Source organism: Streptomyces manipurensis (assembly GCF_049570255.1).
Classification (GTDB): Bacteria; Actinomycetota; Actinomycetes; order Streptomycetales; family Streptomycetaceae; genus Streptomyces; species Streptomyces manipurensis.
The window spans coordinates 6,689,012-6,703,362 of sequence record NZ_CP186950.1 but is presented as its reverse complement, the minus strand read 5'-3'; the positions used below and the strand labels follow the sequence as shown (position 1 = coordinate 6,703,362).

Annotated in this window: 10 protein-coding genes and 1 pseudogene; 6 read left to right on the top strand and 5 right to left on the bottom strand. The window is 72.8% G+C overall.

The genetic code is table 11. The features are described 5' to 3' along the window. Nucleotides 1-4: 4 nt before the first annotated feature. Genes ACPU2J_RS30440 through ACPU2J_RS30430 form a run of 3 tightly spaced genes read right to left on the bottom strand, consistent with a single transcriptional unit; the run spans nucleotide 5 to nucleotide 2,531 of the window. Complete coding sequence (locus tag ACPU2J_RS30440) at nucleotides 5-946, bottom strand: sugar kinase (RefSeq protein WP_423834467.1); 942 nt, start codon at nucleotides 944-946, stop codon at nucleotides 5-7. Next, entirely contained in the window at nucleotides 943-1,572 is a 630-nt protein-coding gene (locus ACPU2J_RS30435) for a bifunctional 4-hydroxy-2-oxoglutarate aldolase/2-dehydro-3-deoxy-phosphogluconate aldolase (protein WP_423834466.1), read from the bottom strand. The genes ACPU2J_RS30440 and ACPU2J_RS30435 overlap by 4 nt, the downstream gene beginning before the upstream one ends. Further along, nucleotides 1,569-2,531, bottom strand: a complete 963-nt coding sequence (locus tag ACPU2J_RS30430) for an SMP-30/gluconolactonase/LRE family protein (RefSeq protein ID WP_423834465.1) — start codon at nucleotides 2,529-2,531, stop codon at nucleotides 1,569-1,571. Before ACPU2J_RS30430 ends, ACPU2J_RS30435 begins: the two co-directional genes overlap by 4 nt. Nucleotides 2,532-2,664: 133 nt before the next feature. Between ACPU2J_RS30430 and ACPU2J_RS30425 the strand changes: the two genes are divergently transcribed. Next, nucleotides 2,665-3,915: an ROK family protein gene (locus ACPU2J_RS30425; protein ID WP_423834464.1), complete on the top strand. Its 1,251-nt coding sequence runs from the start codon at nucleotides 2,665-2,667 to the stop codon at nucleotides 3,913-3,915. Nucleotides 3,916-3,922: 7 nt separating this feature from the next. On the opposite strand, the gene ACPU2J_RS30420 is transcribed toward ACPU2J_RS30425, so the two are convergent. Further along, nucleotides 3,923-4,969, bottom strand: a complete 1,047-nt coding sequence (locus ACPU2J_RS30420) for a LacI family DNA-binding transcriptional regulator (RefSeq protein ID WP_423834463.1) — start codon at nucleotides 4,967-4,969, stop codon at nucleotides 3,923-3,925. A 212-nt stretch (nucleotides 4,970-5,181) separates the two neighbouring features. Between ACPU2J_RS30420 and ACPU2J_RS30415 the strand changes: the two genes are divergently transcribed. The 5 genes and pseudogenes from ACPU2J_RS30415 (at nucleotide 5,182) to ACPU2J_RS30395 (ending at nucleotide 11,500) form a co-directional block, all read left to right on the top strand. Continuing rightward, entirely contained in the window at nucleotides 5,182-7,203 is a 2,022-nt protein-coding gene (locus tag ACPU2J_RS30415) for a glycoside hydrolase (RefSeq protein ID WP_423834462.1), read from the top strand. 121 nt (nucleotides 7,204-7,324) lie between these two features. Then, nucleotides 7,325-8,341 carry a metallophosphoesterase family protein gene (locus tag ACPU2J_RS30410; protein ID WP_423834461.1) on the top strand — a complete coding sequence of 339 codons (1,017 nt, stop codon included), beginning with the start codon at nucleotides 7,325-7,327 and terminating at the stop codon, nucleotides 8,339-8,341. A 154-nt stretch (nucleotides 8,342-8,495) separates the two neighbouring features. After that, nucleotides 8,496-9,290 (top strand): annotated as a pseudogene (locus ACPU2J_RS30405) (family 43 glycosylhydrolase); the annotation flags it as partial. Continuing rightward, complete coding sequence (locus ACPU2J_RS30400) at nucleotides 9,291-10,466, top strand: RICIN domain-containing protein (protein WP_423835028.1); 1,176 nt, start codon at nucleotides 9,291-9,293, stop codon at nucleotides 10,464-10,466. It abuts the pseudogene before it with no gap. Between the two features lie 68 nt (nucleotides 10,467-10,534). Next, nucleotides 10,535-11,500 (top strand): DUF916 domain-containing protein, encoded by a 966-nt coding sequence (locus tag ACPU2J_RS30395; RefSeq protein ID WP_423834460.1) that lies wholly within the window; start codon nucleotides 10,535-10,537, stop codon nucleotides 11,498-11,500. Nucleotides 11,501-11,861: 361 nt separating this feature from the next. Here ACPU2J_RS30395 and ACPU2J_RS30390 read toward each other — a convergent pair whose 3' ends face one another. Next, nucleotides 11,862-14,108, bottom strand: a complete 2,247-nt coding sequence (locus ACPU2J_RS30390) for a M4 family metallopeptidase (protein WP_423834459.1) — start codon at nucleotides 14,106-14,108, stop codon at nucleotides 11,862-11,864. Nucleotides 14,109-14,351 lie beyond the last annotated feature (243 nt).

Genomic DNA, 14,351 nt, shown 5'->3' with positions numbered 1-14,351 from the left:
CCGTTCAGCGCAGGACGTCCTCGCCCCGGAGGAGGTCGAGTTCGGCGCGCCGGGGCAGGCCCTCCCAGTCGCCGGGCGCTGCCACGGCGAAGGCCCCGCAGGTCGCGGCGAGCAGCAGCCGCCCGGGGAGCGGCGCCCCGTCGAGGTGTCCGGCGAGGTATCCGGCGACGAAGGCGTCGCCGGCGCCGATCGGGTTCACCGGGGTGACGGGCACGATGTCCTGGACGGCCTCGGTGTCGTGCGTGACGGCGACGGCTCCGCGGGCCCCGAGTTTCAGGACGGCCTCACGCGGCCCGCGGGTGAGCAGGGCGCGGGCCATGGCGTCGGGTTCGTCCTCGGGGACGATGAGGGTCGCCTCGTCGGCGCCGGCGAAGACGATGTCCGCGTGGGCGACGAGGTCGGTCAGTTCGACGGCGGCCTCGTGCCGGCTCCAGAGCCGGGCCCGGTGGTTGAGGTCCAGGCTGACGGTGACGCCCGCGGCGCGCGCGAGGTCCACGGCGTGCCGGACGGCGGCTCGCGGCCCGGTGCCGAGGGCCGGGGTGATCCCGGTGATGTGGAGGACGCGGGCCGCGGTGACGAGTTCGGCGTCGACGTCCTCCGGTACGAGGCGTGAGCCGGCCAGTCCGCGGCGGTAGTAGGTGACGTGGGTGTGGTCCGGCGTGCGGCGTTCGCGCAGCATGAGCCCGGTCGGGGCGGTGTCGTCGACGCGAGCGCGGCTGACGTCGACGGACTCGCCGCGCAGTCCGGCGAGGATCATCGTCCCCGCGCTGTCGGCCCCGACCCGTCCGGTCCAGGACGCCGTGTGGCCGAGGCGGCTGACGCCGATGGCGACGGTGGCCTCCGCGCCGGCGAAGCCCATGCGGAGGAAGGTCCCGGAGTCGAGCCGTCCGGGCCGGTCGGCGGCCAGTACGGCCATGGTCTCCCCGAGGGTGACGAGCGCGCTCATCGGCGGATGCCCTCCAGCAGGGTGGCGCAGCGTTCCCGGAGGGCGTCCAGGTCGCCGCCCTCGCAGGCGTCCCCGATCAGCGGACCGCCCATGCCGAGCGCGGTCGCGCCGGCGGCGAACCAGCCAGGGGCCCGGTCGAGGCCGATGCCTCCGGTGGGGACGAGGGGGACGTGCGGCAGGGGCGCGCGGACGGCCCGCAGGTAGTCGGGGCCGCCGGTGGCGGCCGGGAAGAGCTTGACCATGGTCGCTCCCGCCTGCCACGTCGCCACGATCTCGCTCGGTGTGAAGGCTCCGGGGATCACCGGGACGCCGAGCCGGCGGGCCTCCCGGATGACGTCCAGGCAGGTGGCCGGGGTGATGAGGTAGGTGGCTCCCGCCTCCACGGCGCGCATCGCGTCGGAGGGGGTCATGACGGTGCCCGCGCCGAGGGCGGTCCCGGCCGGTTTGGTCTCGGCGTACTCGCGCAGCGCGTGCAGGACTCCCGGGGTGGTGAGCGTGAACTCCATGGCCCGGACACCCGAGGCGTGGAGGGTGTCGGCGGTGGCGGCGAAGTGCCGGGGCGATCGGGAGCGCAGGATGGCTATCACGGGTGCGACGGCGAGGGCGCGTGCCAGGTCGGTCGTCATGCGGAACCTCGGGCTCGATGGGGGCTGGTGGAGTACGGGGAGACCGGCGCCGGGCCGTCCGCGAACGGCGGCACCGGCAGGCCCCGGGCCCCCGGACGGCAGACGAAGAGCCGGCCGGCGTCCGGTTCGGCCGCGAGCTGCCGGGCCGTGAGCCCGTCGGCCGCGGTGGTGATGACCAGGAGGTCGAGCTCCGGTCCGGCGAAGGCGCAGCTGGACACCTGGGAGGCGGGAACCGTCACGACGGCGTCGAGCGTGCCGTCGGGGGTGTAGGCCCGGACCTGCCCGGCTCCCCACACGGCGACCCAGACGCGGCCCCCGGTGTCGACGGCCAGGCCGTCCGGCACGCCCGCGGGCCCGGTGTCGGCGAAGGCGCGGCGGCGGGAGAGGGCGCCGGTCGCGGGGTCGTGGTCGAAGACGTCGACGCGGCGGGTCGGGCTGTCCGCGTGGTACAGCAGCCGCCCGTCCGGGCTCCACCCGAGGCCGTTGGAGAGGGTGACGGGGCTCAGCAGTGTCGTCACCGTGCCGTCGGGGTCGAGGCGGTACAGGGCGCCCGCGTCCCGGGTGGCGTCGTAGGCCATGGTCCCGGCCAGCAGTCGGCCGCGCGGGTCGCACTTGGCGTCGTTCATCCGCCGCGGGATCCCGTCGTCGGGCAGGGCGGGGTCCGCGTACTCCGTGACCGCTCCGGTGTCGTCGATCCGCAGGAAGGCGGTCCCGGCGGCGGCGAGCAGCCCGCCGGAGGCGCAGGGCGCGACCGCGCCGACGGGCCGGCCGAGCTCGACGGTGGCCGTCAGGCGCAGGTCCGGCAGACCACTGTCGTCGTCGCGGTCCACCAGTTCGCCCCGGTGGACGAGTCCCGCGGTGATGTCCACCCACAGCAGGTCGCCGCGTCCGGTGTCCCAGACGGGCCCTTCGCTGAGGCGGCCCGGACCGGGGGCGCACGGCAGTGCGGTCAGGTGCATGGTGTCGCTCCTCTCTTGGCGAGCGAAACTCTAGGAGTTCTTCTAACCCCTGTAAATACCCATCCTCCAACGCGTGGAATAAGCTCGGCCAGCACATGACGGCCCGCACGAGCAGGGGAAGGGGACGTACGCCGTGGCGCGACGCACCGCCCAGGACATCCGCAGGCGCAACCGGTTCGACGCCCTGCGCCGCGTCTTCGCCGCCCCCGGCCCGGTCAGCCGGCAGGAGATCGCCGCGGCGACCGGGCTGTCCTTCGCGACCGCCGCCAACCTGGTGGCTGAGCTGCTGGAGGCCGGGGTGCTGCGGGAGGCCGGCCGCGAGGACTCCCGCGGCGGACGCCCGAGGGCCCGCCTCGCGGTCGATCCCGGGCGCGGGGCGCTGGTCGGGATCGACGTGGCGGAGACCTCCGTGCAGGTCGTGCTGTTCGACCTGGCGCTGACCGAGCTGAGCAGCGTACGGCTGCCGCTGCCGGCGTCCGGGGTTCGGCCCGAGCACGTGGTCGACACCATCGTGGCCGGAGTGGCGGGCCTGCTGGGAGCTGAGGGAGCGCCGCCGCGCGTCCTCGGGGCGGGCGTCAGCGTGCCCGGTCTCGTCGAGCGCGAGGGCGGGGTGTCCGTCTTCTCGCCCTACTGGTCGTGGCGCGACGTACCGCTGCGCTCACTGCTCGCCGCACGCCTGGCGATGCCGCTGTACCTGGACAACCCGCTCAAGGCCGGCACCGTCGCCGAGATGTGGTTCGGCGCGGGCCGGGACGTCGACGACCTGGTCGTGCTGACCCTGCGGGCCGGTGTGGGCGTGGGCATCGCGATCGACGGGGCGCTCTACCGGGGCGCCGGCAACAGCGCCGGGGAGTGGGGGCACACCTGCCTGGTGCGCGGGGGCCGGGAGTGCCGGTGCGGGCGGCGCGGGTGCGTGGAGGCGTACGTCAGCTCGCGCGGGGTGGCCGCCACCCTGCGCGAGCTGGATCCCGCGAGCCCGCTCCTGGAGGCCGACGAGGACACCGTCGTCACCCGGGTCGCCGAGGCGGCCGCGACGGGCGACGCCACGGCCGCGGAGACGGTGGCCCGGACGGCGGCCCACCTGGGCGAGGCCGCGGCCGACCTCCTCAACCTGTTCAACCCGCAGGCCCTGGTACTGGGCGGCTGGGTGGCCGACCGGCTCGGCGAGCCGCTGCTCCGGCAGACCCGCGAGGTCGTCGCGGAGCACGCGCTCCCGGCGACGCTCCAGGCGGCCGCCTTCCAGCGGAGCACCGTACGGGGCAACGCGGTCGCCCTCGGAGCCGCCACCTTCGCCCTCGAAGGCTTCCTCGACGACCGCGAGACCTTCGCCACCGTGGCCGAGGGGCGCCGGGCCGCCCGCGCGGCGAGGACCCGGACCGTATGAGGCGGTCTCAGTCGGCCGGGGGCGGCGCGGTGCTCTCCCGCACCACGAGGACGGGCGCCACCGACGCCTGACGCGGGCCGCCCGTCCCGCCGCCGATCTCCTCCAGCAGCAGCGTCACGCAGTGGCGGCCCACCGCGTCGAAGTCCTGGCGCACCGTGGTGAGGGGGGCGGGGAAGTAGGCCGCCTCGGGGATGTCGTCGAATCCGGTGACGCTGACGTCCTGCGGTACGCGCCGGCCCGCCTCGCTCAGGGCCCGCATGACGCCGAGCGCCATCTGGTCGTTGGCCGCGAAGACCGCGGTGACCTCGGGCCGCCCGGCCAGTTCCCGGCCCGCGCGGTAGCCGGAGGCCGCGGACCAGTCCCCGTAAAGCAGCGGCGGGGCGGCGGCGCCCGCTTCGCGGAGCGTGCGGTGCCATGCCTCGGCCCGGCGGCGTGCCGCGTAGGAGTCGCGGGGGCCCGCGAGGTGCCAGACCGTGCGGTGGCCGAGACCCAGCAGGTGCGCCACGGCCTCGCGGGTGCCCTCGGCCTGGTCGATGTCGACGTTCGCGTACCGGTGGCCGGTGTCGCCGTCCGCGAAGATCACGGGGACTCCGGAGGGCAGGCGCAGCTCGGGGGTGTCCAGGATCTGCGACTCGATGAGGATGATCCCGTCCACCGACTGCACCATGAGGTGCTGGAACGCCTGGCGCACGGCGGCCCCGGTCTGGGCCCGGGCACCCATGAAGTTCACCAGCAGATCCGCCTCGCGGGCGGCGTCCGAGATGGCGGCGAAGGTCCGGGCGTTGCCGTAGGCGCTGATGTCGAAGCTGATGACGCCGAGGGTGCCGAAGCGTCCGGTGACGAGGGCCCGCGCGGCCGAATTGGGCCGGTAGCCGAGCATCTTCATCGCGGCGAGGACCCGCTCGCGGGTGGACGCGTCCACGTTCTCGCGGTTGTTGGCCACACGGGAGACCGTCTGCGAGGAGACCCCCGCCATCGCGGCGACGTCGGCCATCGAGGGCGACTGGCGCAGCGGACGGGAGCGCGGTGTTCTTGCTCCGGCTTCGCGCGGCATGTGAACCGGGCCTCCCGACGTGTTCCGAGGCGACTGCGTGGTGCGTTCCGTACGGATGGTAGCGCTGCCGCGCGCACGGGATCCCGCGGGCATTACCCGCCGGTTCTCTTGACACCCCCCACCGCCGCTCCCACACTCACCCCACCTCCGGATGTTAACGCAAACATTACCTGGAGGGCCTACACCGGCACCCGCCACGACAGGAGACCCCTGTGTCCCGGACCAGCAGCCCGCCCGGCGCCGCCACCCGCCGGCGCCGGCGTACCGCGCTCAGAGGCGCGCTCGCCACCCTCGCCGTACTCCTCGTCGGCGGAGCGTCCTTACCCTCGGCAGCCTCGGCCGCGGCGGCGCCCGCCCAGCCGGCGGCAGCGGTCGCCATCCGCCTCGACCCCGGCTACCAGCAGGCCCCCTTCGAGGGATGGGGCACCGCCCTCGCCTGGTTCGCCAACGTCACGGGCGGCTGGCCCGAGGCGCAGCGCGACCGCCTAGCCGACGCCCTGTACGGCTCCGACGGGCTCGGCTTCACCATCGCCCGCTACAACATCGGCGGCGGCGACAGCCCGGAGACCGCGCCCTACATGCGGGCCGGCGCCGCCGTACCGGGCCACTGGAAGCGGCCCGGCCCCGAGGCCCCGGACTGGTGGGACCCGGGGAACCCCGCCCACTGGGACCCGTACGCCGATGCCCATCAGCGCTGGTGGCTGCTCGCCGCCAGGGCGCGCGGCGCCGACACCTTCGAGGCGTTCTCGAACTCCCCGCCCTACTTCATGACCCGCAGCGGACTCGTCTCGGGCGCGGCCGACCCCCGGCAGGACAACCTCCGGCCCGACCAGTACGAGCGCTTCGCCGCCTATCTCGCCGGCGCCGTGCGGCGCGTGCAGCACAGCACGGGGGTCACCTTCGGGTCCGTGTCACCCCTCAACGAGCCGGCCACGAGCTACTGGCGGGCGGGCGGAGGGCAGGAGGGCTCGCACTGGGAGCCGGCTTCCCAGGCCGCAATGATCAAGGCGCTCCGCACGCAGCTGGACCGCGAGGGCCTGGAGACACCGATCGCCGCGATGGACGAGACGGACCCGGACCTCTTCCGCGCCAACTGGGACAGCTACGACGACGAGACCCGCGCCGCCCTCGGAAGGCTCAACACACACACCTACGGGACCGGCGGACGGACCGGCGTCCGGGACATCGCCAAGGGGGCACGCACCCCGCTGTGGATGTCGGAGGTGGACCTCGGCGGCTCCGTCCCCCAGAGCTTCACCGACATGCGGCCGGCCCTCGAACTCGCCGACCGCATCACCGACGACCTCACCCTGCTCGAACCGCGCGCATGGGTGATGTGGCAGGCCGTGGAGGACTACGAGAACATGACCCCGGCCCACGAGAACTCCAACTGGGGCCTGATCCAGACCGACTTCACCCCGGCCGACGCCGCGCACGAGCCGCTGCGCCGGAACAAGAAGTACTGGGCGATGGCGCAGTACAGCCGGTTCGTCCGCCCCGGCTCCCGTGTCACCACCACCAACGACCCCGACACCCTCGCGGCGGTACGGCCGGGCGGCCAGGGGGCGGTGGTGATTCACACCAACTCCACCGGGGCGTACCGCACGATCGACCTGGACCTCTCCGCCTTCCAGTCCCTCTCCCCCGCGCCCGTGCAGCGCTACACGACGGACCCGGCCCACAACCTGCAGCGCGGAGCCGACATCCCGGTGTCCGGCCGGCGCCTGAGCGTCACCCTCACCCCCCAATCGGTCACGACCCTGGTCATCCCGGGTGCCTCCGGTGTCGACGCCGGGAAGGCCGGACCCGCCGCCGGTCCCCGGCTCCTCGTCAACGACCACAGCGGCCTGGCCCTCACCGCTGTCGCGTCGGCGCACGGGGACGCGCTCGTCCAGCACCCGGCGCACGCGACCGCTCCCGCCCAGCAATGGACGCTCACCCGTTCGACGCCCGGGGATTGGAGCAGCACCGCGTCCTACCGGGTGACGAACGCGGGCAGCGGCAAAGTGCTCGCAGTCGCCGACGGCCGGCTCACCCTGCTCCCGCCGGGGCAGCCGGCGGCACGGCAGTGGATGCTGTCGACCTCCGGGGACGGGCACCACACCCTGGTCAACGCCGGGACCGGCGTGCTCCTCGATGTCACGGGCGCCTCCACCGCGGACGGTGCCGAAGTCGGCGTCTACCGCCCCAACACGGGCCGCAACCAGTCCTGGAGGATCGCCGCACCCTCGTGAGGCCGCGGCGGGCGGAGGCGTTGCCCGGCATTCATCCGCCGGCCGCATTGATTGCGTAAACATGACGGGCCCCCACGGGCCGCTCACCCGAACGACCCGTCTCCCACGGAAGGACCCCACCATGCACCGCAGGACCCTGCTCACCGCGGCGGCCGGAGCCGTCGCCCTCGGCGCCGCGGCCCAGTCACCGGCCCGGGCTCGGCCGCTCGGGTCCGCTCCCGCCCGGCCCGTGAGCACGTTCAACGTCATCAGCGACATCCAGGGCGACCTGGGGGACTTCGCCGTCGCCCTGCGCGACATCCGGACCACCGCGCCGCACGGCGCGGGGCTCGCTGTCGCCGGCGACATCACCCCGCGCGGCTATGACTTCGAGTACGCGGCGGTGCGGGAGGTCCTGGACCGCGGTCCGCGGCCGCGCGAGATCGCGTGGGCCGTCGGGAACCACGAGTTCTACGTGCCCAAGTACGCGGATCCGGAGACACTTTCGCTGTCCACCTGGCCCAACGGCGCCACGGAGGACTCCCTGTTCCGCAGCTTCCACCGGTTCGCCGAGCGCGGCACGGTCTACGCGGAGACCGCCTTCGACGGAATCCCCGTGCTCTCCCTCGGCACCGAGCGGTACATGCACTACCACGACGCCAGGCTGTGGGACGAAGTGTGGCTGAGCGAGGGGCAGTTGCGCTGGCTCGACGAGCGCCTGCGCCACTGGGCGAGGCGCCGCAGGCCCGTCATGGTGATCACCCACCACCCCCTGCCCGATACGGTCTCCGGCTCACGGAACAAGCTCTACCTGAACGACTACCTCCAGGCCGACGCCCTGCTCGGCCTGCTGGGGCGTCACCGCGACGTGTTCCTTTTCAGCGGGCACACGCACTGGAACCTGGCGCTGTCCGACTGGTACGTGCGCCGGGTCGTGCCCGGCACGGCGAACCTGGACGGCTTCTCGGTGGTCAACACCGGGGCCGTGCAGACCGGATTCACCGACAACGGCCAAGGGGGCGAGAGCCCCGTGCCGGGCACCTTCAACCAGGGGCTCCAGGTGGAGGTGTACCGCGACCGCGTGGTCATCAGGGCCCGCGACTTCGCAGCCGGGACATGGCTGAAGCAGGTCTCCGTCCCGCTCGCGACCTCCCTATGACCGGAAGGCCACAAGTCCCAATTGTTTACTAGCCGTTGACAGTCGCCCCGGCCGTGCACCAACCTCTGCTCTAAATTGTTGGTTCACGCGCAAAAATGTTGACTCCTGTGCGCATGCGGGGCGGGACCCGCATGCACCGGAGCCTGCCTGCGCGATGACTTCAAGGATCCGCATGCGAAGAATGCGAGCCGTCCTCGTCGGCCTGAGCCTGCTCCTCCCCGTCCTCGGGGGAGCGCCGACGGCGCTGGCGGCGCCCGTCACCACCGAGACCGGCACCCAGTTCCCCGACACCACGGGGCAGCGGGTGCAGGCACACGGCGGGGGCGTTATCACAGTCGACGACTACTACTACTGGTTCGGGGAGGACCGCGGCGACGACAACATGTTCCGCTACGTCTCCGCCTACCGTTCCAAGGACCTCAAGAACTGGGAGCCCCGCGGCCACGTCCTGACCCAGGAAACCGATCCCGAGATCCGCTCCGCCGTGATCGAGCGACCCAAGGTCCTCTACAACGAGAAGACCAAACAGTTCGTCATGTGGATGCACAAGGAGGCGGACGGCTCCTACGCCGAGGCACGCGCCGCCGTGGCGGTCTCCTCCACCGTGGACGGCCCCTACACCTGGAAAGGCTCCTTCCGGCCCAAGGACACCGCCGGGAAGGAGCACATGTCCCGTGACATCACCGTGTACGAGGACAAGGCAGCGGGCAAGGCGTACATGATCTCCGCGGCCAACCACAACGCCGACCTGCACATCTACGAACTCACCGAGGACTACACCCAGGTCAAGGACCTGGTGGCGAATCCATGGCCCGGCCAGCACCGGGAGTCGCCCGCCCTGTTCAAGCGCGGCGGCGTCTACTTCATGCTCACGTCGGGGACCAGCTACTGGGATCCCAACCAGCAGAAATACGCCACCGCCACCGAATTGGCGGGGCCGTGGTCACCGATGAAGGACGTCGGCAACCACAACGGCCACCACTCGCAGACGGCCTTCGTCCTGCCCGTCGAAGGCAGCGAGACCACCTCGTACCTCTACATGGGAGACCGCTGGGCGGGTGTCTGGTCGGACCCGAGGCACGTCAACGACTCCAGGTACGTCTGGCTTCCCCTGGAGTTCCCGGACCCCACGACCATGATCCTGCCCTGGTACACCCAGGTCTCCGTCGACACCGCGACGGGCCGCATAGCCGGCGCCGGGGGCGACCCGCTGCACACCATGACCAACAGGCGGAGCGGCTCCTGCGCCACCGTGCCCGGCAGTTCCTCCGACAACCAGGTGCCTGTGACCCAGGAGACCTGCGCCCCGGCCCTCAACAGCCAGTGGCGATTCACCGACAACAGCAACGGCTACGTCAGGATCCTCGCGCAGCACAGCGGCAAGTGCCTCGATGTCGCGGACCGCTCGACCGCCGACGGCGGCGCGGTCAAGCAGTACGACTGCGGCTGGGGGGACAACCAGCGCTGGCGCTTCGAAACCCTCGCCAACGGGTTCGTGCGCATCGTCGCCCAGCACAGCAGCAAGTGCCTGGCCGTCCAGGACGGATCCACCGCGCCCGGTGCCGGACTCGTCCAGTCCACCTGTGACGACTCGCCCGGCCAGGCATGGAAGGTGACCTCCGCCGCCGAACCGGGGGATCCGACCGACCCGACCGACCCTTCGGCGCCCGGAACGGCGGAGCGGCGACTCACGGCCTCGGTCGGCGCCGGCGTCCTGACCATGGCCACCACGGCGGATCCGGTCCAGCTGACCTCCGTCGACTTCGGTACCGGTGGTGCCGCGGCCGGACAGCTGGGCGCTGTCACCGTCAGGGACTTCCGCGGCGGCACGGCCGGCTGGTCGCTCACCGGCAAGGTCACCGACTTCACCGGACCGCGCGGAAAGATCGACGCCGACGGGCTCACCTGGACCCCCGCCTGCGTCACGCAGCCCAACAGCCCCAGCACCTGCACGGCGGGATCCCCGGGGACCGTCGGCAAGAACGGTGCCACGCTGGCCTCCGCCCCCGCCGGCGGCGAACTCACGGGCGGGGAGTTCACGGCCGACGCCGCCGTCTCCCTCGACATCCCCCGGTACACGCCCGTCGGCAGCTACACCGGCACGCTCACCCTGACCCTTCTCTGACCGCGACCGCGTGCCGGACGCCCGGATGTCCGGGCGTCCGGTACGTGCCGCCCGAAAGCCGACGGCCCATGCGCACCGCGTTCGCAGTCCTCCTCCTGCTCCTCCTGACCGCCCTCTCCCCCGCACCGGCCCGCGCGGCGGACAACGGCGAATGGTCCGTCAGGCCCGCCGACTCCCCGCTCACCCCGCGGGCCGCCTTCGAACTGCCTGCGCGGCCTGGAGCGACCCTCGTGGACCGCGCCGTCGTGACCAACACCACCGACGGGGAGCTGACGTTCCGCCTCTACGTCGCCGACGCCCACAACACCGAACGCGACGGCGGACTCGCCGTACGCGGCATCGAGGAGGCCCAGCGCGACATCGGCGCGTGGGGCCGGCCCGAGTGGGACACCGTCACCGTGCCCGCCCGCTCCTCGGTGACCGTCGGCCTCACCCTGAACGTCCCCGCCGACGCCCCGCCCGGCGACCACGTGGGGGCCCTCGTCGCGGTGGACACCCGGGTGCGGCCCGCGGACGGCTCCCACGTGGGCATCCAGCGCGCCGTCGGAGCCCGCGTCTACCTGCGCGTGGAGGGCCCGGAGCAGCCCGCCCTCGCGGTGGAGGACGTACGGTTCACGGCACGGAGCCCGTGGCTGCCGTGGCCGGGCCGCGGTGCATCGACCGTCTCGTACACCGTCCGCAACACGGGCAATGTCACGCTCTCACCGCTCGTCTCCCTGCGTACCGAGGGGCTGGTCCTGGGCGGCCCGGGCGAACGGCGACTGGCCGGCGTACCTGCCGAACTCCTCCCCAGCCAGCAAGTACGGCTGACCGAGACCTGGGCGGGCGCTCCCCTCGCGGGCTGGGGCCGGATCACGGTGACGGCGAGCGCGGACGCCGTCCACGGCACGGGGTCCGGCGGCTACCTGCGCATTCCGTGGCTCCTCACGGCAGCCCTGGCACTCCCGGCTGCCGTACTGCTGGAACTGCGCCGCCGCAGGCGGCAGAGGAAGCGCGAGGAAGTCCCCGTGCCGGGGACGACGACGCACGGCTGACGCCTACGCCTCCTGCACGCTCTGATCTCGGGAAGGTGGGTGTCGCTCCAGTCCCTGAGCTTCCCCGGCGGCAACGCAACGCTGCGGCCCAGCCTACCCGTGGGCGCCCCGGCGGAGGGTGGAAAACTGCTCATGGCCGCGGCAGCCGACGGTGTCGGGACGATGGTGAACCCAACGGGCGCGTGCTCACCGGCCTGACCGGGATCGGCACCGGCCTCGCGGCCGGAGACGGTCACGTACGCCCGCCGCATGGGCGTCACGCACGTGGTTGACCGTCACCGGCCGCTGCCCGAGCCGGTCGCAGCCGCCTGCCCGCGCGGGATACCGGTGGGCTGACGGACCGGCGGGGCGGCCGTCCGTATCAGGGGTGGATCTGGAGGCCGGTGTCGTCGAGTAGGAAGTAGGTCGGGGCGGCCAGGTCCTCTCTGGCCGTGAACGACAGGGTCACGAACCGGCCCTCGGCATCCGGAACATCGAAGCTCCGGAGGACGTATCCCGGGCTCGCGTCCAAGTTGGAGAAGGTCACCGGATCCGCTCCGTCCACGCGCACCGTCAGCTGGTCGTAGGGCACGGTGGACGTCTCCTCCCTGGTGACCACGCGCAACCAGAAGGTGGCCGTGGCGCGGCATCCGTAGGGCACGAACACGGTCTGCCGCAGCGTGTCGGTGACCGAACTCCCGTGGCCGCCGAGAAGCGCCTTCCACGGGCCCGTGCGCGCCGGGAGCCAGCGGTTGTCGTCGGTGATCAGCGACGGCTTGCTGTTGGTGTCCCAGGCCTTCGGGCCCGACTCGAAGCCCGGATTGCCGAGGAGCTGGGTCGTGGCGCAGGTGCCGGGGGTGTAGACCAGCCACGAGAGGGAGACGGCGTCGGTCGCTCCGGTGGAGTCCCGTGCGGTGAGGGTGACGGCCGTGGTGCCGTTGGTAGTGGGGGTGCCGGTGATGCGGCCGGTCGCGCCGTCGAGCGTCAGGCCGGCGGGCAGGGCCGTGGCCTCGTAGGTCAGCGTGGCACCCGGCCGGCCGGTCACCGCGCGGACCTGGAGGTCCACCGCCCGGGTCGTGGTGGAGACCTGGTCGCCGGGGCTGATCAAGGTGACGGCCTGATCGGGGCGGGGGCCGACGTTGACGGCGGCCCAGGCGTTGCCGACGTTGTTGTAGACCACGCCGTCCTTGCCGTAGAGGTCGGCCGCGGCCGCGAGGGTGGCCGTACGGGCTCCCGCGTAGTCGGTGGTCGAGGTCATGTACGTCGTGAGCGCCCGGTACCAGATCTTCGCGGCGGCCTCCCGGCCGATCGGGTTGACCGGCTTGCCGTCGTGGGTCGGTGAGTCGTAGTCGACCCCGCCCACTCGCTTCGCGCCGCTGCCCTCGGAAGCCAGGTAGAACCAGTGGTTCGCGGGGCCCGAGGAGTAGTGGACGTCGATCCGGCCGATGCCCGGGTACCAGTGGTCGGCGGATTCGCCGTCCTTGGAGGGCCGGTCCATGTGGCGCAGCGGAGTGCCGTCGCCATTGATGTTGATCTTTTCGCCTTCGAGGTAGTCGCCCGGATCGGAGGGGTTGTCCGCCCAGAACTCCACGGCGGCGGCGAGGATGTCGGAGGTCGCCTCGTTGAGGCCGCCGGACTCCCCGCTGTAGCGCAGGCCGGCGGTGGCGGAGGTCAGGCCGTGGGTCATCTCGTGCGCGGTCACGTCGATGGAGGTCAGCGGGTTGGTGTTGTAGGCGCCGTCGCCGTAGGTCATGCAGAAGCAGGCGTCCCACCAGAAGGCGTTGGAGTAGGCGTTGCCGTAGTGGACCCGGCTGTGGGCGGCGACCCCGTCGTTCCTGATGCCGTCACGCCTGTGGACGTCCTTGAGGTAGTCCCAGGTCAGCTGGGCGCCGTAGTGGGCGTCCACCGCGGCGGACTGCGGGTGCTCGGGGCTTCCGTCGCCCCAGATGTCGTCGGAGTCGGTGACGAGCGTGCCCGGCGCCTCGTCGTCGGAGGAGTGTCCGAGGTCGGTGGTCCGGTTGCCGCCCCGGAGGGCGTCCTGCAGGAGGTACTGGTCGGCGCTTGACGAGGTTCCGAGGGTGACGCGGCCGCCGTACTGGCCGTGGCCGATGCCCGCGTCGACAGCCTGGTGGTCGAATACCTGGGCGCCCGTGGTCGCGTCGGTGACCACGTGCAGTTCCGAGGGCGTCCCGTCGTGTTGCCGACCTCCCACGACCGTCTCCCACGCGAGGGCGGGGCTGCCGGATGCAGCCCAGACGACCTTGCGTACGGACCGGACCAGGGCTGCACTCGTGCCGAGTCTCGCGGCCCGGCCGAGGGCGGAGGAGGACGCCGCGTCCGCCGTCACGGCTGCCGTGGTGGAGGGTAGGGACACGGTCGCGGGTGTGGCCCTGCTGACGCCCTTGAGGGCGCCTCCGGGCGCGGTGTGGACGATCAGGTCGCCGCCGAGAACGGGGAGCCTGTCGAAGGTGCGGTCGTAGCGAGTGTGCAGGGTTCCGTCCGCGTCCTTGAGGACGGACCTCGGGACCAGGGCCTCCTGGGCGCCCAGGCCCAGCTCCTGAGCCGTCCTGGCCGCGGTCGCCCGGGCGCCGGTGAGGAGGGCGGCTCGTTCGTTCGGGGTCTGTTGCACGTGCGCGTTGCCGGCCGACGGTGGGGCGGTCGTGGCGGCGGTGGCCGGGCGAAGTCCCAGGGCCAGCAGGGCGGTTGCGGGTAGGAGCGCAGCCGCGCGGGCCGTCGTTCGAAGGGTTGGTCTCACCGTGTCTCCCGGTGCGGGGCCGGCGCTCACCGGCCGAGGCGGTCCGGGCGGGACCGGTCCGGCGTCCGCCCGGCGGAGCTGATCGCGCTGTTCAAGGCCATCCGGAAAGCGGGATGT

Bases quoted from the DNA above. Each gene is read 5' to 3' on its own strand.
- ACPU2J_RS30440 (WP_423834467.1), bottom strand. From the start codon at position 946: ATGAGCGCGCTCGTCACCCTCGGGGAGACCATGGCCGTACTGGCCGCC.
- ACPU2J_RS30410 (WP_423834461.1), top strand. From the start codon at position 7,325: ATGCACCGCAGGACCCTGCTCACCGCGGCGGCCGGAGCCGTCGCCCTC.
- ACPU2J_RS30420 (WP_423834463.1), bottom strand. From the start codon at position 4,969: ATGCCGCGCGAAGCCGGAGCAAGAACACCGCGCTCCCGTCCGCTGCGC.
- ACPU2J_RS30435 (WP_423834466.1), bottom strand. From the start codon at position 1,572: ATGACGACCGACCTGGCACGCGCCCTCGCCGTCGCACCCGTGATAGCC.
- ACPU2J_RS30395 (WP_423834460.1), top strand. From the start codon at position 10,535: ATGCGCACCGCGTTCGCAGTCCTCCTCCTGCTCCTCCTGACCGCCCTC.
- ACPU2J_RS30400 (WP_423835028.1), top strand. From the start codon at position 9,291: ATGAAGGACGTCGGCAACCACAACGGCCACCACTCGCAGACGGCCTTC.
- ACPU2J_RS30430 (WP_423834465.1), bottom strand. From the start codon at position 2,531: ATGCACCTGACCGCACTGCCGTGCGCCCCCGGTCCGGGCCGCCTCAGC.